The 19349-nt window shown below is 58.6% G+C and carries 21 protein-coding genes and 2 pseudogenes; 11 read left to right on the top strand and 12 right to left on the bottom strand.

Translation table 11 applies throughout. The features are described from left to right. Positions 1–77: 77 nt before the first annotated feature. The 3 genes from EJA70_RS10045 to EJA70_RS10035 form a co-directional block, all read right to left on the bottom strand. Positions 78–704 carry a LysE family translocator gene (locus EJA70_RS10045; protein WP_158830644.1) on the bottom strand — a complete coding sequence of 209 codons (627 nt, stop codon included), beginning with the start codon at positions 702–704 and terminating at the stop codon, positions 78–80. Positions 705–793: 89 nt separating this feature from the next. After that, positions 794–2143 (bottom strand): NCS2 family permease, encoded by a 1350-nt coding sequence (locus EJA70_RS10040; RefSeq protein ID WP_158830643.1) that lies wholly within the window; start codon positions 2141–2143, stop codon positions 794–796. A 298-nt stretch (positions 2144–2441) separates the two neighbouring features. Continuing rightward, positions 2442–2888, bottom strand: a complete 447-nt coding sequence (locus EJA70_RS10035) for a MarR family winged helix-turn-helix transcriptional regulator (protein ID WP_064391200.1) — start codon at positions 2886–2888, stop codon at positions 2442–2444. Between the two features lie 82 nt (positions 2889–2970). Here EJA70_RS10035 and EJA70_RS10030 point away from each other — a divergent pair, with 82 nt between their 5' ends. Continuing rightward, positions 2971–4137: a PLP-dependent aminotransferase family protein gene (locus EJA70_RS10030; protein WP_158830642.1), complete on the top strand. Its 1167-nt coding sequence runs from the start codon at positions 2971–2973 to the stop codon at positions 4135–4137. Between the two features lie 168 nt (positions 4138–4305). Here the strand turns inward: EJA70_RS10030 and EJA70_RS10025 are convergent, their stop codons facing one another. The 3 genes and pseudogenes from EJA70_RS10025 to EJA70_RS31080 form a co-directional block, all read right to left on the bottom strand. Next, a complete protein-coding gene (locus tag EJA70_RS10025) occupies positions 4306–4677 on the bottom strand; it encodes a glutathione S-transferase N-terminal domain-containing protein (RefSeq protein ID WP_158830641.1) in 372 nt (123 codons plus the stop codon). Positions 4678–4781: 104 nt separating this feature from the next. Next, positions 4782–5327: a GTP cyclohydrolase I FolE gene (gene folE / locus EJA70_RS10020; protein ID WP_010456659.1), complete on the bottom strand. Its 546-nt coding sequence runs from the start codon at positions 5325–5327 to the stop codon at positions 4782–4784. Between the two features lie 22 nt (positions 5328–5349). After that, positions 5350–5598 (bottom strand): annotated as a pseudogene (locus EJA70_RS31080) (site-specific integrase); the annotation flags it as partial. Between EJA70_RS31080 and EJA70_RS10015 the strand changes: the two are divergent. Together EJA70_RS10015 and EJA70_RS10010 are read left to right on the top strand one after the other, a co-directional pair. Continuing rightward, positions 5599–5703 (top strand): annotated as a pseudogene (locus EJA70_RS10015) (DNA adenine methylase); the annotation flags it as partial. A gap of 285 nt (positions 5704–5988) precedes the next feature. Next, positions 5989–6609: a hypothetical protein gene (locus EJA70_RS10010; protein WP_158830640.1), complete on the top strand. Its 621-nt coding sequence runs from the start codon at positions 5989–5991 to the stop codon at positions 6607–6609. 165 nt (positions 6610–6774) lie between these two features. Here EJA70_RS10010 and EJA70_RS10005 read toward each other — a convergent pair whose 3' ends face one another. The 3 genes from EJA70_RS10005 to EJA70_RS09995 form a co-directional block, all read right to left on the bottom strand. Further along, the gene (locus EJA70_RS10005; protein WP_008080915.1) at positions 6775–7332 is read right to left on the bottom strand and encodes a Smr/MutS family protein; all 558 of its coding nucleotides are present in this window, start codon (positions 7330–7332) and stop codon (positions 6775–6777) included. A 74-nt stretch (positions 7333–7406) separates the two neighbouring features. Continuing rightward, positions 7407–7727, bottom strand: a complete 321-nt coding sequence (locus tag EJA70_RS10000) for a hypothetical protein (RefSeq protein WP_008080917.1) — start codon at positions 7725–7727, stop codon at positions 7407–7409. Positions 7728–7857: 130 nt separating this feature from the next. Further along, complete coding sequence (locus tag EJA70_RS09995) at positions 7858–8448, bottom strand: cysteine hydrolase family protein (RefSeq protein WP_053118675.1); 591 nt, start codon at positions 8446–8448, stop codon at positions 7858–7860. A 239-nt stretch (positions 8449–8687) separates the two neighbouring features. Here EJA70_RS09995 and prmB point away from each other — a divergent pair, with 239 nt between their 5' ends. Further along, positions 8688–9596, top strand: a complete 909-nt coding sequence (gene prmB, locus EJA70_RS09990) for a 50S ribosomal protein L3 N(5)-glutamine methyltransferase (RefSeq protein WP_158830639.1) — start codon at positions 8688–8690, stop codon at positions 9594–9596. A gap of 125 nt (positions 9597–9721) precedes the next feature. Here prmB and EJA70_RS09985 read toward each other — a convergent pair whose 3' ends face one another. Beyond that, on the bottom strand, positions 9722–10513 hold the full coding sequence (locus EJA70_RS09985; protein WP_008080925.1) for a hypothetical protein: 792 nt from the start codon (positions 10511–10513) through the stop codon (positions 9722–9724). Positions 10514–10612: 99 nt separating this feature from the next. After that, the gene (locus tag EJA70_RS09980; protein WP_158830638.1) at positions 10613–11566 is read right to left on the bottom strand and encodes an alpha/beta hydrolase; all 954 of its coding nucleotides are present in this window, start codon (positions 11564–11566) and stop codon (positions 10613–10615) included. A gap of 130 nt (positions 11567–11696) precedes the next feature. Here EJA70_RS09980 and aroC point away from each other — a divergent pair, with 130 nt between their 5' ends. The 5 genes from aroC (at position 11697) to mtnC (ending at position 15916) form a co-directional block, all read left to right on the top strand. Further along, positions 11697–12788, top strand: a complete 1092-nt coding sequence (gene aroC / locus EJA70_RS09975; RefSeq protein WP_008080929.1) for a chorismate synthase — start codon at positions 11697–11699, stop codon at positions 12786–12788. A 31-nt stretch (positions 12789–12819) separates the two neighbouring features. After that, positions 12820–13965, top strand: coding sequence for an MFS transporter (locus EJA70_RS09970; protein WP_158830637.1), 1146 nt, complete (start codon positions 12820–12822; stop codon positions 13963–13965). Then, positions 13962–14588 (top strand): methylthioribulose 1-phosphate dehydratase, encoded by a 627-nt coding sequence (locus EJA70_RS09965; protein WP_008080933.1) that lies wholly within the window; start codon positions 13962–13964, stop codon positions 14586–14588. Before EJA70_RS09970 ends, EJA70_RS09965 begins: the two co-directional genes overlap by 4 nt. Positions 14589–14682: 94 nt before the next feature. Further along, positions 14683–15228, top strand: a complete 546-nt coding sequence (locus EJA70_RS09960) for an acireductone dioxygenase (protein ID WP_158830636.1) — start codon at positions 14683–14685, stop codon at positions 15226–15228. A gap of 4 nt (positions 15229–15232) precedes the next feature. Beyond that, entirely contained in the window at positions 15233–15916 is a 684-nt protein-coding gene (gene mtnC / locus EJA70_RS09955; protein ID WP_158830635.1) for an acireductone synthase, read from the top strand. A 226-nt stretch (positions 15917–16142) separates the two neighbouring features. On the opposite strand, the gene EJA70_RS09950 is transcribed toward mtnC, so the two are convergent. Then, complete coding sequence (locus EJA70_RS09950) at positions 16143–16421, bottom strand: DUF3509 domain-containing protein (RefSeq protein ID WP_008080936.1); 279 nt, start codon at positions 16419–16421, stop codon at positions 16143–16145. Between the two features lie 388 nt (positions 16422–16809). Between EJA70_RS09950 and EJA70_RS09945 the strand changes: the two genes are divergently transcribed. Next, the gene (locus EJA70_RS09945; RefSeq protein ID WP_158830634.1) at positions 16810–18648 is read left to right on the top strand and encodes a long-chain-acyl-CoA synthetase; all 1839 of its coding nucleotides are present in this window, start codon (positions 16810–16812) and stop codon (positions 18646–18648) included. Between the two features lie 97 nt (positions 18649–18745). Further along, a complete protein-coding gene (locus EJA70_RS09940; protein WP_158830633.1) occupies positions 18746–19264 on the top strand; it encodes an ankyrin repeat domain-containing protein in 519 nt (172 codons plus the stop codon). Positions 19265–19349 lie beyond the last annotated feature (85 nt).

The following is a 19349-nucleotide window of genomic DNA, read 5'->3' as shown; positions in this document are numbered from 1 at the left end:
CTCCCACAGTGTCCGGGTCGTACACAAAAAATGTGAACACCCCTGAACCTGTGGGAGCTGGCTTGCCAGCGATGCTTTCAACGGCTCAACAGGGACGCGGCACCTGCGCCACTGAACAACCCGGCACTCACCCTGTTGAACCAACTCTGACCTTTACCACTGCGCAAATACCGCGCCGCGCCATGTGCGCCCAGCCCATAAGCCAGTTTGCAGCACAGATCGAGCACCACCCAGGTCGCAATCATGATCAGCAACTGCGGCAGGAACGGCTGCTGCGCGCTCAGAAACTGCGGCAGAAATGCGGCGAAAAACAGAATGTCCTTCGGATTGCTCGCACCCAGCACAAACGCACGCCCGAACAAGGTGCGAAAGCGCGGAGTCGGTGCCGCCTGAGGCACTTCTGCGCCCACCGACGGCTGACGCGATTGCTGCCAGCTCTGCCAGGCGAGGTAGAACAAATACAGCGCACCGACGATTTTCAACGCGCTGAACAACTGCTCCGACGCCAACAGCAGGGCGCCAAGCCCCAAAGCCGACGCACTGAGCAAACAGATCGAGGCAATCACGCCGCCCAAAAACGCCGGGTAAGAACGGCGCAGACCGTAATTCAGACTGTTGCTGATCATCAGCAATGACAGCGGCCCCGGAATCAGGATCACCACCAACGCAGCGCCGCTGAACAGCAGCCAGGTTTCCAGACTCATCACTTTCCTCCTTTTTTGTTGTATTGAAAAATGCACAAAAGCCCCACCCGTGAGGGTGAGGCCGTTTTGAAGCCTGAACCGCGTAGCGCTTACAGGAAGATGAACTTGGCGATGAAGATCGCGCAGAGCACCCACAGGCTCACGGAAATTTCCTTGTACTTGCCGGTACCGGCCTTCAGCGCCACGTAGGTGATGAAGCCCAGTGCGATACCGTCGGCGACCGAAAAGGTCAGCGGCATCATGATGGCGGTGACGATTGCCGGAATGGCATCAGTGGCTTCGTCCCACTCGATGTGGGCCATGCCGCCCATCATCAGCATCGCTACATAGATCAGTGCACCGGCGGTGGCGTAAGCGGGAATCATGCCGGCCAGCGGTGCGAAAAACATTGCCGCTATAAATAGCACACCTACGGTCACTGCGGTAAGACCAGTCCGACCACCAGCGGCCACACCGGCAGCACTTTCTACGTAGCTTGTTACTGGAGGAACACCAACCACCGCACCGAATACGCTGGAAGCACTGTCGGCTTTCATCGCGCGGGAGAGGTTTTCGATGCGACCGTCCGGGCCGACCAGATTGGCGCGTTGGGCAACGCCCATCAGCGTACCGGCGGTGTCGAACATGTGTACAAAGAGGAAGGCCAACACCACGCTGATCATGCTGACGTTAAATACGCCGGCCACGTTCATCGCCATGAAGGTCGGCGCCAGACTTGGCGGCGTCGACATGATCCCTTCGTAATGCACGATGCCCAGGCCCCAACCGGCGAGGGTCACGGTGATGATACTGATGAGGATCGCGCCGAAGATTTTGTGGTAGCTGAGGATCGCAATCATCAGGAAGCAGATGGCGGCGAGCAGCGGGCCGGGCTCACGCAGGGAGCCGAGCTTGATCAGCGTCGCCGGGCTGTCGACAACAATGCCGGCGGTTTTCAGGCCGATCAGACCGAGGAACAAACCAACACCGGCACCCATCGCAAAGCGCAGGCTGACCGGAATACTGTTGAGCAGCCACTCACGAATCCGCGAGAAGGTCAGGATCATGAACAACACACCAGAGACAAACACCGCACCGAGCGCGGTTTCCCAGTTGTAGCCCATGGTGCCAACCACGGTATAAGTGAAAAATGCGTTGAGGCCCATGCCTGGCGCCAGGCCGACTGGCCAGTTGGCGTACAGGCCCATCAACAGGCAGCCCAGTGCGGCGGCGATACAGGTGGCGACGAACGCCGCACCGTGATCAATCCCGGCATCGGCCATGATGTTCGGGTTGACGAAGATGATGTAAGCCATGGTGATGAAGGTTGTCAGACCGGCAATCAGCTCGGTCTTCACCGTGGTGCCATGCAAGCTGAGTTTAAACAAGCGCTCCAGCAGGCCTGTGCGTAACGGCGGCGAGAGATCCAGCGTCGATGCTTCGGATTTGCGGCTTTCCACAGCGAGTACTCCTCAAGAGTTTTATTGTTATTTCCAGGGCCGGACCCATGAGGGGTGGCAGCGGCCCTTTGAGGCACTTGCGAATTTGTTGACCATGCGGTCAGGAACTCGCACGCTGTGGATTATGCTTTTGTGTACAAATAAAGCAAATATTGTTTTTGGTTTTGTTTACGAAAGTTCCGTCGTTAGTGATATATCGCCCTTGAGGGCCCCATCGCTGGCAAGCCAGCTCCCACATTGATCTGTGGCGCACACAAAACATGTGGGAGCTGGCTTGCCAGCGATGAGGCCCGAACAGTCAATCAAGAACTGCCTGACTGTTCCCCAACGCCAGATTCACCGCCAACCAGCCATTCACCGCCGCCTCCCCAGCCTCGGCAAACACCCGCTCCAGCAACTTCACCTGCTCACGCCGCAACGCCTGCTCAAACTTCGCGCCTTCGGCCGTCAACGCCAGCAGCCGCTTTCGCTTGTCCGTCTCCGAGGCCACGCTGTCCACCAGGTGCATTTCCTGCAACTGCCGCAACGGCATGTTCAGCGCCTGTTTACTCACGCCGAGCAACCCCAGCAATTCCTTCACACTCAAATTCGGGTACCGCGCGATGAAAAACACAATGCGCTGATGCACCCGCGACAACCCGCGGCGCTCGAGCATTTCGTCAGCTTTGGCGGTGAAGGCCTGATAGCCGAAGAAAAACGCTTCCATCGCCTGTTGTTGGCTTGCAGGGTTTTTAAGGTCAAGCATGTTGACGTACTCGCTCAAGCTGTCGTAATTTCAGTCAATCAGTTTGACTTATTTTTCGTCCGCCTCGCTACCGGTGACCCCCATGGCTTTTTCCGAACGTGTCTCGCGCCTTAAAAGTTCTTTGATCCGTGAAATCCTCGCCGCTGCCCAGCGCCCCGAGGTGATGTCGTTTGCCGGCGGCTTGCCAGCCGAAGCCATGCTGCCGAAAGTCGAATGGGCCGACATGCCGCTGGCGCTCGGTCAATACGGCATGAGCGAAGGCGAGCCGGCGTTGCGCGAAGCGTTGGCGGCGGAGGCGAGGGCGCTTGGCCTGCAATGCGAGGCGAGTCAGGTATTGGTGGTCAGCGGCTCCCAGCAAACCCTCGATCTGGCGGCCAAGCTGTACATCGACAAGGGCACGGAAATCCTGCTCGAAGCGCCGACCTATCTTGCTGCGTTGCAAATCTTCCAGCTGTTCGGCGCCGACTGCCTGACCGTGCCGCAAGAGTCCGATGGCCCGAACCTGGCGCAACTGCGCAGTCGTCTCGAACAACATCGTCCGGCGCTCATCTACCTGATCCCGACGTTCCAGAACCCGTCCGCCGTGCGTTACAGCGAAGCCAAGCGCGCAGCGGTCGCAGCGCTGCTCGACGAGTTCGGCGTGACCCTGGTCGAAGACGAGCCTTACCGTGAGCTGACCTTCGACGGCGGCAGTGCCAAACCGATTGCCGCACGCTTGCAGAAATCCAGCTGGATCTACACCGGCACCGTGTCAAAAACCTTGCTGCCGGGTTTGCGCGTGGGCTACCTGATCGCCAGCCCGGATCTGTTCCCGCACCTGCTCAAGCTCAAACAATCAGCGGACTTGCACACCAATCGCATTGGTCAGTGGCAGGCGCTGCAATGGATCGGCACAGAGAAATATCAGCAGCATTTGAGTGAACTGCGTGGGTTCTATCGCCAGCGGCGCGATGCGTTTCAATCGGCACTGGAAACGCATTTTGCCGATTTGGCAGATTGGAACATGCCGCAGGGCGGGCTGTTTTTCTGGCTGACGTTGAAGCAACCGCTGGATACGCGAACGCTATTGAATGAGGCGTTGGCCAATGATGTGGCATTTATGCCGGGCGAACCGTTCTTCCCGGAGCCGGATAATCATCATGGGCACTTGCGTTTGAATTTCAGCCATATTGATCCGGCGCGGCTGGATGAAGGGCTTAAGCGATTGGCAGCGGTGGTGCGCCAGGCGCAGTTGGATGAAGCGGCCTGATAAAACAAATAAACCGGCTCATGGGCCGGTTTATTTTTGTCTGATATTAGTGTTGGCCAAGAGGGCCTCATCGCTGGCAAGCCAGCTCCCACAGGTTTTGTGAACGCCACAGATCACTGTGGGAGCTGGCTTGCCAGCGATGGGACCATCAGCAACTGCGCCCAACCATCAGACCGCAGCAAATCGCTTATCCAGATAATCAATAATCACCTTCGACTCATACATCCACGTCGTCTGTCCATTCTCTTCAATGCGCAAGCAAGGCACCTTGATCCGACCACCCTGTTCCAGCAGCGCCTGGCGATCCTGCTCATTGTTCTTCGCATCCTTCAGCGCTACCGGCACATTCAGGCGACGTAAAGTACGGCGGGTTTTCACACAGAACGGGCAGGCGTGGAACTGATACAACGTCAGATCCTTGGCCGCCGTATCCACCTGAGCCTGCGCAGCAGCGGGGCGTTTTTTCTTGCCCGGGCGGGTGATGAAGTCGATGAAGATAACCAGTTGGCCGAGGCCGACACGAAGCGCTTTGACGAACACGTTGAAAGCCTCACGGTGCAAATAAAGAAAGGCGCGCAGCTTACCCGATTTTTCACGGGCGAAAAAAAACCGGCGATGAATGCCGGTTTTCTTCGTGCTGCGCGTTACTTGATCAGGCTGAGAAACTCACTGCGGGTGGCAGCGTTTTCGCGGAACTCACCGAGCATCACCGAAGTGATCATCGACGAATTCTGCTTCTCGACTCCGCGCATCATCATGCACATGTGCTTGGCCTCGATCACCACGGCCACGCCCAGCGCGCCGGTCACCTGCTGGACCGCATCGGCGATCTGGCGGCTGAGGTTTTCCTGGATCTGCAGACGGCGGGCGTACATGTCGACGATCCGCGCGACCTTCGACAGGCCCAGCACTTTGCCGCTCGGGATGTACGCAACGTGCGCCTTGCCGATGAACGGCAGCAGGTGGTGTTCGCACAGCGAGTACAGCTCGATGTCCTTGACCAGCACCATTTCGCTGTTGTCGGAGCTGAACAGGGCACCGTTGGTGACCTCTTCGAGCGTCTGTTCATAACCGCGGCAGAGGTACTGCATGGCTTTGGCGGCACGCTTCGGCGTGTCGAGCAGGCCCTCGCGGGAGACGTCCTCGCCCAGTTGGCCGAGGATCGCGGTGTAGTTCTGTTCCAGTGTCACAGGGGCTGATTCCATAAGGGTTTCAGAGGGGTACTGTTTCTGCCTGTACCAATTTTGTGCCAATCGAGCTGTTTTCGAGCTTACCGAGTTCACCCCAGTCGGTGCTGGGATTGATGCGTCGGGCGTAAGTCGATAGCAACATCTGAACGCTATGACCAAGCTGAGTGGCAATAAACGCAGGGTTCATACCCGCCATGAGGCACATGGTAGCGTATGTGTGTCGGCAGTTGTATGGCCGGCGGGCGCGAATCCCCAATTCGATCAGTGCGGCCTGGAAGAGTTTGTCCGTGAGTTCAAATGGGCGCTCAGTTCGCGACAGGTGTCTGAATGGCAGAAAATAACCTGCCCCGAAACGCTCACCGACATCCAGCGCGCCAGAGTAGATCTCTCACGTCAGCGATTTTATCGAGTAAAATCCTGAACCGTCATTTTTGCTATGGCAGCACTTGCCATTCTCGCTGCCTCTAATGACCCGTAAAGGTGTCACTGACGCAACGGGCCACCCCTGTAAAGAAGCCAGAGAGCTGCTGCGTGTCGAGGCTGAGCCTTGGCGTTCACAGGCAAAAAATGCTGGGTAAAAGATTCATTTAAAACAACGGCCCGAAGGGGCCTTTTGCATGACCAGGATGCGATTTTCGCGCCTACTAGCCAAAGGAAAATCATGAAAAGTTCAATCAATGATATGGCATTTACTGAACGTCGCCGCGTGCCTGTGAGAGCTCTGTTAGGTGGCATTTTATTCTTGGTTATGGCGATCCAGGGATTCCGTATGGAGTCCAATGGCATCGCTGGGCTGCTGTTGGTGTGTTCGATATGGTACTTGGGCATGGCGTGGCTGAACCGCAACGCGGGTTCGCAAACGTTGATGATCCTCAAGGACAAAGGCATCTGGTTTTTCAATGCTGATGGGTTAGTTCCCTACACATCGATTGAAGCCACAGAGGTCGAGTCGTACAGCGGGATAGCTCAGATGCAGCTCAATACGGTACTTCATATCATTGCCGAAAAGGCTGACACCCTGCCGAACTTTAATGACAGCCGGTGGAAGATCTTTTTCAAGATGCCAAGTGCGCGTAAGGGCAAAGGCTTTCGTAAGCATCTTGTCGTGTTCAACTATGGTGGTCTGCGCGACGAAGACGGCAAAAACGTCGACTATGAGAACCTTGAAGAAGAACTTACGTATCGCATCGAGAAGGCTCATCAAGAGGAACACGAGCTGAGCAATTCAGTTTATGTGCCCTCATCGTCAGCCAACGATGCGCTGTCGCCTGTCACTCATTGAATCGCGCTTAACGCGGCGGGCGCTGGCAGTGGGTGCAAAGCCGATTGCCGAAAGCTGCTGTTCAGCTCCGTCATTCGAACAGCTTTAGTATAAAAAAGCCCCGCATCATGACTAACGATGCGGGGCTTCAGAGGGCGGCGAAGGCGAATCTCATAGCTAACGGGATTATTCGTCGCGGCCTTCCATCATCGTGCGCTTGAGCATCACATAAACCGCGCCGGCACCGCCGTGTTTCGCTTGGCATGAGCAGAAACCCAGCACTTGCGCATGTTGGCGCAGCCAAGTGTTGACGTGGCTTTTGATCATCGGCCGTTTGCCGTCCAGACGCACCGCTTTGCCGTGGGTGACGCGCACGCAGCGGATTTCGAATTTTGTCGCCTCAGCGAGAAACGCCCAAAGGGTTTCGCGGGCCTTTTCGACACTCATGCCGTGCAGGTCGAGGCTGCCTTCAAACGGAATCTGGCCGACCTTGAGCTTGCGCATCTGACTTTCCTGCACGCCGTCGCGCGACCACATCAACTCGTCTTCCGGGCCGACGTCGATCACGAACTGATCGGACAGACCATCTACGGTGGTGGTTTCGGTGCGCACGGTGGCCGACTGGCGCAGCTTGGCAATCTGTGCGCGGTCAGTCTTGGGTTTGCCGGTATCGGCGCGATCGTGCTTGATCGGCTTGACGCCGCGCAGCTCGTTTTTGAACAGGGAAAAATCGTCGTCTTGCATGTCAGCCTCCGCGAAGGGCGGCCAGTTTACCCAAGTCGAAACAAAACGGCCCGGCAAAAAGCCAGGCCGGTGATTCAGTCGTGTTTTTTCATCAGGTGCGGGGACATGTTCAGCTCCCGCGATTGCCGTGCGCGACGACGGCAGCGACGCCACAGCGCGACACCGAAATACACGAACAGCAAACCGACCGCCAGAATGATCGCCGAACCCATCGGTGTAGCGTTCAAATCACCGAGCGCCGGTGGGTGCCCGATCAGGCTGGCGGCGCCGGCCAATGCCAGCAGCACGCCGAACGTGGCCAGAATGGCCGCGATCGCCGCGCCGAAGCGAAAACGCCAGTTGCTTTGGCCTTTGGGCCGCAAGCGGCGTGCGTCAAATCCATCGGATAACTTCATTCCGACCTTCCTCAATGAGTATCGGCCCTTCGACCGGGAGTTGACCGGGTTGTTCCTGAGGCTATGGCATTTGCGGCAAATGAGAGGGTTTTGCGGATGAGCGGCGCGGTGAGCCGCTCATCAGAGCGGATCAGATCAAGTCTTGCGTCAAGGCGAGGGTGGCGAAGTTGTCGGCCATGATCGCCATTTCCGCTTCCTGCACAAGTTCTGCGCTGAGCACGCGGCCCTTGAACGGCAGGTCGCGAGTAGCGCAGGCGTCTTCCACCAGAGTGCAGCGGAAACCCAGGTTCTTCGCCGCGCGCACGGTGGTGCTGACGCTGGAATGGCTCATGAAACCGCAGACGATCAAGTCCAGCGAGCCGAGGTTTTGCAGACGATCCAACAGCTCGGTGCCATGGAACGCGCTCGGCAACAGTTTGCCGATGATGGTTTCATCACCTTGCGGCTCCAGGCCGGGGATGAATTCGCCGCGTTCGCCCTGCGGGTCGAACAGGCCACCGACGGTGCCGAGGTGACGCACGTGCACGATCGGCCGACCGGCTGCACGGGCTGCGGCAACCACTTGTTTGATGTTCGCGACGGCCGCGTCCATGCCGCTCAGGGCCAGCGGGCCACTGAGGTATTCTTTCTGGGCATCGATGATGACCACGGTGGCATGGCTCAGTGTGGCCGCTGCGTAACCGCGACCGCTGAGTTGAAACATCGTTTTTGGAACGGACATTCTGGGGCTCCTTGGGGTGGGGCTTTTGCGACATTGTCCTCTGGCTGAGCGCTTCTGTGAATCGCTACCATCGTAGACACCGTCGTTATTGGCCTGCAGCCTTGTCAAGTTACACGTTCTGTTCAATAGCTGATGCAAAAAACAGAAAACTCCTACTGTCGGCTCGGAATTTTTCCTGCGTCGTCGTCACGCGTTTTGGCTGATAGAATCGCCAGTCGTTTTTTCTGGAGTTCTGCCCCGTGATCACTTCCCGACTTCGTACCCTGCGCGACCACATCCGTTGGGCCGTCAGCCGCTTCCATGGGGAGGATCTGTTTTTCGGCCATGGCACCGACAATGCCTGGGACGAAGCCCGGCAGTTGGTGCTCGGTGCCTTGCACCTGCCATGGGAAATCGCCGACAGCTACCTTGATTGCGCGCTGGAAGACGACGAACTGGTCAACCTGCAACGCCTGCTCAAGCGCCGCATCGAAGAACGCATTCCCACCGCTTACCTGTTGGGCGAAGCGTGGTTCTGCGGCATGTCGTTTATCGTCGACGAGCGCGTGTTGATCCCGCGCTCACCGATTGGCGAACTGATCGAAAACCACTTTGCCCCGTGGATCGGCACTGAGCCGGCGCGCATTCTCGACCTGTGCACGGGCTCCGGCTGCATCGGCATTGCCTGCGCCTACGAGTTCGAAAACGCTGAAGTGGTGCTGGCGGATCTGTCGTTCGAAGCGCTGGAAGTGGCCAATCAGAACATCGAGCGCCATGGCGTCGATGAACGTGTGTACACGGTGCAGGGCGATGGTTTTGATGGTTTGCCGGGTCAGCGTTTCGACCTGATCGTGTCGAACCCGCCATACGTTGATGCAGAAGATTTCGCCGACATGCCGGATGAATATCAGCATGAGCCGGAGCTGGGCCTGGCCTGTGGTGACGATGGTCTGAACCTGGTGCGCCGCATGCTCGCTGAAGCGGCGGAGCATCTGACCGAGAAGGGCTTGTTGATTGTCGAGGTGGGCAACAGCCAGGTACACGTTGAAGCGTTGTACCCGGAAGTCGATTTCGCCTGGCTGGAATTCGAGCGTGGCGGGCATGGCGTGTTCATGCTCACGGCAGAGCAGTGCCGCAACCACCAGGCCCTGTTCGCTTCCCGCGTCTGACCCTTAAAAGCATCGCGGGCAAGCCCGCTCCCACAGGTTTTTGTGTGTACCGCAACATTCGGGTACGGCGCAAAACCTGTGGGAGCGTGGCTTGCCCGCGATGGGAGCGCCTCGGTTTTGAATCTTTACCGGTGTGTGGCAATCCAGATCAACAGCCCCGCCTGAAACACCGCAAACGCCACCAGACAGGTAATCGTGAACCGCAACCCGGCGTCTTCACGCTTGAACTTGCTGACCTTGTCTTCCTGCTTCTTCAGCTTCACTTCCTGCTCGGCCAGATTCTGCTCGGCCTGCTGGAGCATCTGCGCCGCTTCAAGAATCTCGACGATCTGCAGCTTTTCGCTGTTCCAGTCGCCGAGCAAATCGCCGACCAGCACATCCTTGACGCTACCCTTCAAATGCTGGGCATCGGCATACACCACATCAAAACCGTGCACGCGCAGAAAATGGTCGCGACGCAGGCGCGTGTCTTCGTTCAGCGCATCCTTGTTGTTCAAGTCCATGCCGTCGACGGTGTAGGCGGGCCAGCGCTTTTTCGCCCAGGTGATGCCTTGTGCGGCCATGAAACGGCCGATCCCGCGATTCAGCGGTTCAATCTGCAAGCCGCTGTCCGGGCCGAAACTCACACGCTTGGTGGTGTGATCGACCCACACATCGAGATGATTCTGCTCTTTGCGAACGCGCTGGCTCGGCAGTTTGATCGCCATGCGCATCAGGCTTTTTTCTTTGCTGTTGCGCTCGGCGTAGCCGAATTCGACAAAGCGCAGAGGCCGGCCGCCGGTATTGCGGTCGGTCTGCAACGGGGCCAGGCGGAGCATCTTGTGGTGCTCGACGTGGACATCCGCCCACGGCAGCTCGGCCGCTGGCGATGCGTCTTTTTCAGCGGTGGTGTCGGGTGAAGTCTGGGTATCAGTCATAACGGCGAGATCCTGTCCAAGCCCTGCTTGCCGCCAGCCATAGCGCTGGCGACAAAGGCTTATCGGCCGTTTTTTGCAGGACTGGAGGGCAAACAGCGTTTAACGGGTGCGAAGTCCGTCAATAAACTCGATGATTTTGCTGCCCAGTTCTGCGGCCAGCGGCAAATTCGGGTCCTTGTACGAGGCCAATTGCCGCTTCATGTCGTTGTGCACGATGCGCATGACGTGGTTCATGCCTTCGATGACCACCAGTTCGGCGTCCGGTTTGGAGGCCTTGAGCAGCTTGGCGTCATCAACGCCGACCTGAATGTCGTTGCTGCCTTGAATAATCAGCGCCGGCATCTTCAGTTGCGCAAACGCCTTGGCCGGATCCTGACGGAACAGCGAAATCAGATACGGCTGCACGCTCGGGCGGAAAATCACCTGCAACGGTTGTGGAACATCGTCATCGGTGTGGCCGGCCTTGAGGCTGTCGAGCAATTCATTGCTGCGCAGCATCAGCGGCGGCGGCAGGCTGCGCGCCAGTTGTTCACGCAAGACCTGATCGATCGGCCGGGCAGTGCCGGACAGGGAAATCAGCGCCGTCGCCTCGGCATTCGGCGCGGCCAGCGTGGCGATCATCGCGCCTTCACTGTGGCCAAGCAGAATCAGCGGGCCGAAACGCGGATCAGCCTTGAGCTTGCGTGCCCAGGCCTGCGCGTCGGCCACGTAGGCCTCGACCGACAAATTACGCTCGTCCGGCGTCGCCGCCAGGCTCGCGGCCACGCCGCGCTTGTCGTAACGCACGCTGGCGATATTATGTTTGGCCAGCACCCACGCCAGCCGTTTGAGGCTGTCGTTGCGCCCGCCGTCGGGGTTGTTTCCGTCACGGTCTGTAGGGCCGGAGCCTGAAATGATCAGGACAACCGGCACCGGCTTGTCGGACTTTGGCAGCAACAGTGAGCCGAAAAGCTCACCGGTGCCAGTATCCAAAGTTACCGGGCGTTGTAGGACCGTCGCTTGGGCAAAGCCCGTAAACAGGGTAAGACTCAAGATCAAAACTCGCAGCATCATCACGCCATCATTCGCCAAGATGCCGGTTGGACTCACCCGCACCACTAAGGTTCGAGGATGAACTACTCGGTTAGCCTGCGTATACTGGCGCGCATCACGAATTTGGGTTTGATTTCACGGAGCGTCCTGCATGTCCGGCAATACCTACGGCAAGTTGTTCACTGTCACCACCGCGGGCGAAAGCCATGGTCCGGCGTTGGTCGCCATTGTCGACGGCTGCCCGCCGGGCCTGGAGATCTCCCTCGAAGACCTGCAGCGCGACCTCGATCGCCGCAAGCCCGGCACCAGCCGCCACACCACCCAGCGCCAGGAAGCCGACGAAGTCGAAATCCTTTCCGGCGTGTTCGAAGGGCGTACCACCGGTTGCTCGATCGGCCTGCTGATCCGCAACACCGACCAGAAGTCCAAGGACTACTCGGCGATCAAGGATCTGTTCCGCCCGGCCCACGCCGACTACACCTACCACCACAAATACGGCGAGCGCGACTACCGTGGCGGTGGTCGCAGCTCGGCCCGCGAAACCGCGATGCGCGTAGCGGCCGGTGCAATTGCCAAGAAATATCTGGCCAGCCAAGGCATCGTCATTCGTGGCTACATGAGCCAGCTCGGCCCGATCGAAATCCCGTTCAAGACCTGGGATTCAGTGGAAGAGAACGCCTTCTTCAGCCCGGATCCGGACAAGGTTCCTGAGCTTGAGGCCTACATGGATCAATTGCGTCGCGACCAGGACTCGGTCGGGGCGAAAATCACCGTCGTTGCCGAAGGCGTGATGCCGGGTCTGGGCGAGCCGATTTTCGACCGTCTCGACGCAGAACTGGCGCACGCGCTGATGAGTATCAACGCGGTGAAAGGCGTGGAAATCGGCGCCGGTTTCGCTTCGGTCGCCCAGCGCGGCACCGAGCACCGTGATGAAATGACCCCGCAAGGTTTCCTCAGCAACAATGCCGGCGGCATCCTCGGCGGTATCTCCTCCGGTCAGCCGATCGTTGCGCACCTGGCCTTGAAACCGACGTCGAGCATTACCACCCCGGGCCGTTCGATCGACATCCACGGCAACCCGGTCGACGTCATCACCAAGGGCCGTCACGACCCGTGCGTCGGCATCCGCGCCACGCCGATTGCCGAAGCGATGATGGCCATCGTGCTGATGGATCACCTGCTGCGTCACCGTGGCCAGAACGCCGATGTGCGCGTGAGCACGCCGGTGCTGGGTCAGCTTTGATGGCAGGCCTTAAAGCCGTCGCGGCATAACCGTGGCGGCGCTCCCTTACTGGCGGCTGTCCAGTTTCTATCTGTTCTATTTCGCCTTGCTCGGTTCGACAGCGCCGTTTCTGGCGCTGTACTTCGATCACCTCGGCTTCAGTCCGGCGCGGATCGGCGAACTGGTCGCCATCCCGATGTTGATGCGCTGCGTGGCGCCGAACATCTGGGGCTGGCTCGGCGACTACACCGGCAAACGCCTGGCCATCGTGCGCTTCGGCGCCGTGTGTACGCTGCTGACCTTCTCGTTGATTTTCGTCAGCAAAACCTACGCCTGGCTGGCGATGGTCATGGCGCTGCACGCATTCTTCTGGCACGCGGTGCTGCCGCAGTTCGAAGTCATCACCTTGGCGCATTTGCAGGGGCAGACCTCGCGGTACAGCCAGATTCGCCTGTGGGGCTCGATCGGTTTCATCATCACCGTGGTGGTGCTCGGTCGTCTGTTCGAATGGCTCAGCCTCGACATCTACCCGGCGGCGCTGGTGTTGATCATGGCCGGCATCGTCCTCAGCAGCTTGTGGGTGCCGAACGCGCAACCGCCGCAAGGCAATCGGCCGAGCGGCGAGGGTTTCCTCAAGCAACTGCGCAATCCCGGAGTGCTGGCGTTTTATGGCTGCGTGGCGCTGATGCAGATGAGCCACGGCCCGTATTACACCTTTCTGACCTTGCACCTTGAGCGACTTGGCTACACACGCGGCACCATCGGCATGCTATGGGCCGTGGGCGTGGTCGCCGAAGTGCTGATGTTCATGGCGATGAGCCGGATTCTTGCGCGGTTTTCCCTGCGCCGCGTCTTGCTGGCGAGTTTTCTGCTGGCGGCGCTGCGCTGGTTGCTGCTAGGTTCGTTCGCCGAGTTTCTCTGGGTGCTGTTGTTCGCGCAGATTCTGCACGCGGCGACCTTCGGCAGTTTTCACGCCGCTGCCATCGCGTTCGTGCAACGTAGCTTCGGCGCACGCCAGCAAGGGCAGGGCCAAGCGCTGTACGCGGCACTCGCCGGCACTGGCGGCGCGATGGGCGCGTTGTATTCCGGTTACAGCTGGAACGCCCTCGGCGCGACATTGACCTTTAGTATTGCCAGTCTCGCGGCACTCGCCGCTGCCGTTATCATTGCCACACGTATGCAAGAGGACAGGCCATGAGCCTTACGCGTGAACAGCTCGCCCAGCAAATCGTCGACGCCGGGCGTTTTCTTTATGGTCGCGGCTGGTCGCCGGCCACCAGCAGCAATTACTCGACGCGCCTGTCGCCGAGTGAAGCGCTGCTCACCGTATCCGGCAAGCACAAGGGCCAGTTGGGTCTGGACGATGTGCTCGCTACCGATCTTTCCGGCAACAGTCTGGAACCCGGCAAAAAGCCCTCCGCCGAAACCCTGCTGCACACTCAGCTGTATAGCTGGCGTCCGGAGATCGGCGCGGTGCTGCACACCCATTCGGTCAACGCCACGGTGCTGTCGCGCCTGACGCCGGAAGACTTTATCGAGTTCGAAGATTACGAACTGCAAAAAGCCTTCAGCGGTGTTTCTACCCACGAATCGCGGGTGCGCGTGCCGATTTTCGACAACGATCAGGACATTGCGCGCCTCGCCGCCAAGGTGCAGCCTTGGCTCGACGCCCATCCCGATTGCGTCGGTTATCTGATTCGCGGCCACGGCCTCTATACCTGGGGCGCACAGATGAACGACGCGCTGCGGCAGATCGAGGCCTTTGAATTTCTGTTTGAATGCGAGTTGAAAACCCGCAGCGTCATGAACCGCCAAGGCTGACTTCACCAGAAGTAGCCCATTTGCCTGATGAAATGCTGTGCCCGACCGGTCTGCAAGAACCGGACGGCAAGGCCGATACCGAGGAATTGCCCCAATGAGCAGCCTGTCCGTCTATCACGTCTCCAGCCCCGACATTCCCAACAAAGTGCTGACTCACTTTGAAGACATCGCCTCGACCCTGGCCGAGCAGGGCGTGCGCTTTGACCGCTGGCAAGCCACGGCGAAGATTCAGCCCGGCGCCACCCAGGAAGAAGTGATCAGCGCTTATAAAGAGCAGATCGACAAACTGATGACCGAACGCGGTTACATCACCGTCGACGTGATCAGCCTGAACAGCGATCACCCGCAAAAAGCCGAACTGCGCGCCAAGTTTCTTGAAGAACATCGCCATGGTGAAGACGAAGTACGCTTTTTCGTCGCCGGTCGTGGGCTGTTTACCCTGCACATCGACGATTACGTCTACGCGGTACTGTGCGAGAAGAATGATCTGATCTCGGTACCGGCCGGCACCAAACACTGGTTCGACATGGGCGAACATCCGCATTTTGTCGCGATCCGCCTGTTCAACAACCCTGAAGGCTGGGTTGCCAATTTCACCGGCGAAGACATCGCCGGTCGTTTCCCGCGTCTGGAGGACTGATTCGATGTCGATCAAAGCCATTGTCACTGACATCGAAGGCACCACCAGCGCGGTGAGTTTCGTGTTTGACGTGTTGTTTCCGTATGCGGCCAAACACCTGCCGGACTTTGTGCGGCAGAACGCCGATCGTGCCGATGTCGCCGAGCAACTAGACGCCGTGCGCCGTGACAGCAATGCACCGCAAGCCGATGTTGAGCGGGTCGTCGAGATTCTCTTGAGCTGGATCGAGGAAGATCGCAAGGCCACGCCGCTCAAGGCCTTGCAGGGTATGGTCTGGGCGCAGGGTTATCACGCCGGGCAGTTGAAAGGGCACGTTTACCCGGACGCGGTCGAAGCGCTGCAACGCTGGCACGCTGCGGGTTATCAACTGTTTGTGTACTCGTCGGGCTCGATTCAGGCGCAGAAACTGATTTTCGGCTGCTCGGAGGCGGGGGATCTGACGCCGCTGTTCAGCGGGTATTTCGATACGACGTCGGGGCCCAAGCGTGAGGCGCAGTCTTACACCAACATCCAGCAAGCCATCGGCGTTGAGCCGGCTGAGATTCTGTTCCTCTCCGACATAGTCGAAGAACTCGACGCCGCGCAATCGGCCGGCCTGCAAACCTGCGGCTTGGCCCGCGAAGGCGGCGAGTTGGGCAGCCACATCACCGTCGACACCTTCACCGCCATCGAACCCGAAGCCTTCTAACCACACAAAACCCTGTAGGAGCTGCGGCACGCTGCGATCTTTTGATCCTGATCTTCAAAAACAAGATCAAAAGATCGCAGCGTTCCGCAGCTCCTACAAAGAGTTAGCGATCGTAGTTGAGATCGCGATCGCAATAGAGTTCGCGATTGCGATAGTGATCGCGCATAAAAAAACAGGCCGTGAAGCGAGAGCTCCACGGCCTGTTTTGTTTAAGGCGGTTTAAAACTTACAGCGAGTGATACGTCGGCAGAGCAAAACGCTGCTGGCTTTGCAGCATGGCGATTTGCGGCAGCTCACTGGCTTGTTCCGCGAGGTCACGACGAATCGCGCTGATCGCCCACGACAGTTGGTCGCCAGCATGCAGTTGTTGATACGTCAGTGCACGCTTGAACACTTTGCCATCGCTGCTGCGCAAGGTCAGCAGGATCCCGCCATCGGGACGTGGCGCAGTGGTGACGTCGAAGTTGGAGAACAGGGAGGTAAATTTTTCTTGGATCAGGCTCATGTCTTTCAGCTCCGTATGCACTTGAATGGCAAGCATGCAGAGGAGGTTGCAGAGTTTGTGCCAGCATTCGATTAAAAAAATATCGTTATAAATCAATGACTTGAAAATAATGGTTTTTCAAGGCGTCGTGCAATCTGCATGAGTGGCCATCGTGCATCCTGCATTTTGCGGGATCGTGATCATTTCTACGGAACCAAACGCTGACCCGGAGATCATCTCCGCGCCCGCCACGTCAGCGGATACAAAACATTGCAAAAACCGCGTGTACAGCCCGAGAAGCGCTGACGTATTTTCGATCTCGGCCCGCGCTCGGATGCGTCGGTCGTATCAGCCATTGCCCGACAATAAAAACACCGGCCTGCACGTCAAGGTCGAACGGGGAGCTTCCATGAGTCACGCGCCAAGCGACACGATTACCTGGGGCATGATGCTCCGCAAGCTGCCGATGATTGCCAAAGCCATCCCGCGGGTGGTCAAAGGCATGAAGGTGGCCAACGTCACGGATCCGACACAGAGTTGTGGCCTTGGCTGGACCTTCGAGCAAGCGACCCTGCGCAATCCGCACGGGCCTGCGTTATTGCAGGGCGATGTGTCGCTGACGTATGCACAGGTCAACCAGTGGGCCAACCGCATCGCTCATTATCTGAGCGGGCAGGGCATCGGCAAGGGCGACGTGGTCGCGGTGTTTATCGAAAACCGTCCGGAATTGCTGGTGACCATTCTGGCGCTGGCCAAGGTCGGGGCGGTCAGCGCATTGCTCAACACCTCGCAAACGCGCGACACGCTGATCCACAGCGTGAACCTGGTGGCGCCGGTGGCGATTGTTGTTGGTGAAGAATTGCTGCCCGCATTTGCCGCCGTGCGCGAGCAAGTGTCGATTGTGCTCCAGCGGGTCTGGTTTGTAGCCGATCAGGACACTTACAGCCATCCGGGCATCGCGCCCGACAGCTACGTCAATCTGATCAGCGCCAGTGCCGACGCCTGCAGCGATAATCCGCCGAGCAGCCAGCAGGTGTTTTTCGACGACCCGTGTTTCTACATCTACACCTCAGGCACCACCGGCCTGCCCAAAGCCGGGGTGTTCAAGCACGGCCGCTGGATGCGCAGCTCCGCCAGTTTCGGCCTGATCGCCCTCAATATGGGCCCTGACGACGTCGTTTATTGCACCTTGCCGCTGTACCACGCCACCGGTCTTTGCGTGTGCTGGGGCTCGGCGGTCAACGGCGCCTCGGGCTTCGCGATCAGGCGCAAGTTCAGTGCCAGCCAGTTCTGGAACGACGTGCGCCGCTATCGCGCGACCACCATCGGTTACGTCGGCGAATTGTGCCGTTATCTGGTCGATCAACCGGCCAGCGCCGACGACAACCGCCACGAGGTGCGCAAGATGATCGGCAACGGTTTGCGCCCCGGCGCCTGGGCCGAGTTCAAGACGCGCTTCGCGGTCGATCACATCTGTGAGCTGTACGCAGCGAGCGACGGCAACATCGGTTTCACCAACGTCCTCAATTTCGACAACACCATCGGCTTCTCGCTGATGGCTTGGGAGTTGGTTGCCTACGACCATGACAGTGGCGAGCCGATCCGCAGCGACGACGGCTTTATGCGCAAGGTCGGCAAGGGCGATCAGGGCCTGTTGCTGGCGCGGATCGACGAGAAAGCGCCGCTGGACGGTTACACCGATCCGCAGAAAACCGCCAAGGTCGTGTTGCAGGATGTATTCAGCAAGGGCGACCGCTTTTTCAACACTGGCGACCTGTTGCGCAACATCGGCTTCGGCCATGCGCAATTTGTCGATCGACTGGGCGACACCTATCGCTGGAAGGGAGAGAACGTCTCCACCACGGAAGTCGAAAACCTGTTGCTGCAACACCCGCATATCTCCGAGGCGGTGGCGTATGGCGTGGAAATCCGCAACACCAACGGCCGCGCCGGCATGGCGGCAATCACCCCGGCAGAATCCTTGGCCACGCTGGATTTTGCCGAGTTACTGACGTTTGCCCGCGAACGCATGCCCGCCTATGCGGTGCCGTTGTTCTTGCGGGTGAAAGTCAAAATGGAAACCACCGGCACCTTCAAATATCAGAAAACGCGCCTGAAAAATGAAGGCTTTGACCCTGGTCAGACGGGCGATGACCCGATCTACGCATGGCTGCCCGGCACTCATACCTATGTGCGTGTTACCGATGAGCTGTTGGCGGAAATTCATCAAGGCAAGCATCGTTATTGATTCTGGCTATAAGCGCTTTTGAGAAAAAGGGGGTGACAGCTTTCGCCGCGCTCGGGAAACTGTCGGCTTTCCGATTGACCGAAAGTGGAGTTGCCCCATGTCCGACCAAAGCCGCCAGATGACCCCTGAAGAAGCTGCCGAATTCACCGAGCAGGTTTTCAACAAGGCGCGCGACGGTGATGCCGAGATGCTCGATCGCCTGGTCAGCGCCGGTTTGCCGGTCAACTTGAAGAACAGCAAGGGCGACACGCTGCTGATGCTCGCCAGTTACTACGGTCATGTTGACGCCGTAAATGTGCTGCTTAAACACCAAGCCGATCCGGAAATGCGCAATGGCAACGGCCAGAGCCCGATTGCCGGCGCGGCGTTCAAAGGTGATCTGGCGGTGGTCAAGGCGTTGGTCGAGGCGGGTGCCGAGATCGAAGGCTCGTCTTTTGATGGCCGTACCGCGCTGATGATGGCGGCGATGTTCAACCGTGTTGAAATCGTCGATTACCTGCTCGGCAAAGGTGCCAATGCACAGGCCAAGGACGCCAATGGCGTGACGGCACTCGATGCGGCGCGCACCATGGGCGCGGTTGATACCACGGCGCAGCTGGAAAAATTGTTGGGTTGATAAGGTCAAAAGATCGCAGCCTGCGGCAGCTCCTACACTGATCCCTCTTTAGGAGCTGCCGCAGGCTGCGATCTTTTGCGTTGTG

Source organism: Pseudomonas sp. PB103, assembly GCF_009764635.1.
GTDB lineage: Bacteria > Pseudomonadota > Gammaproteobacteria > Pseudomonadales > Pseudomonadaceae > Aquipseudomonas.
The sequence above is the reverse complement of the archived record's forward strand: the minus strand, read 5'-3'. Positions and strand labels throughout refer to the sequence as shown.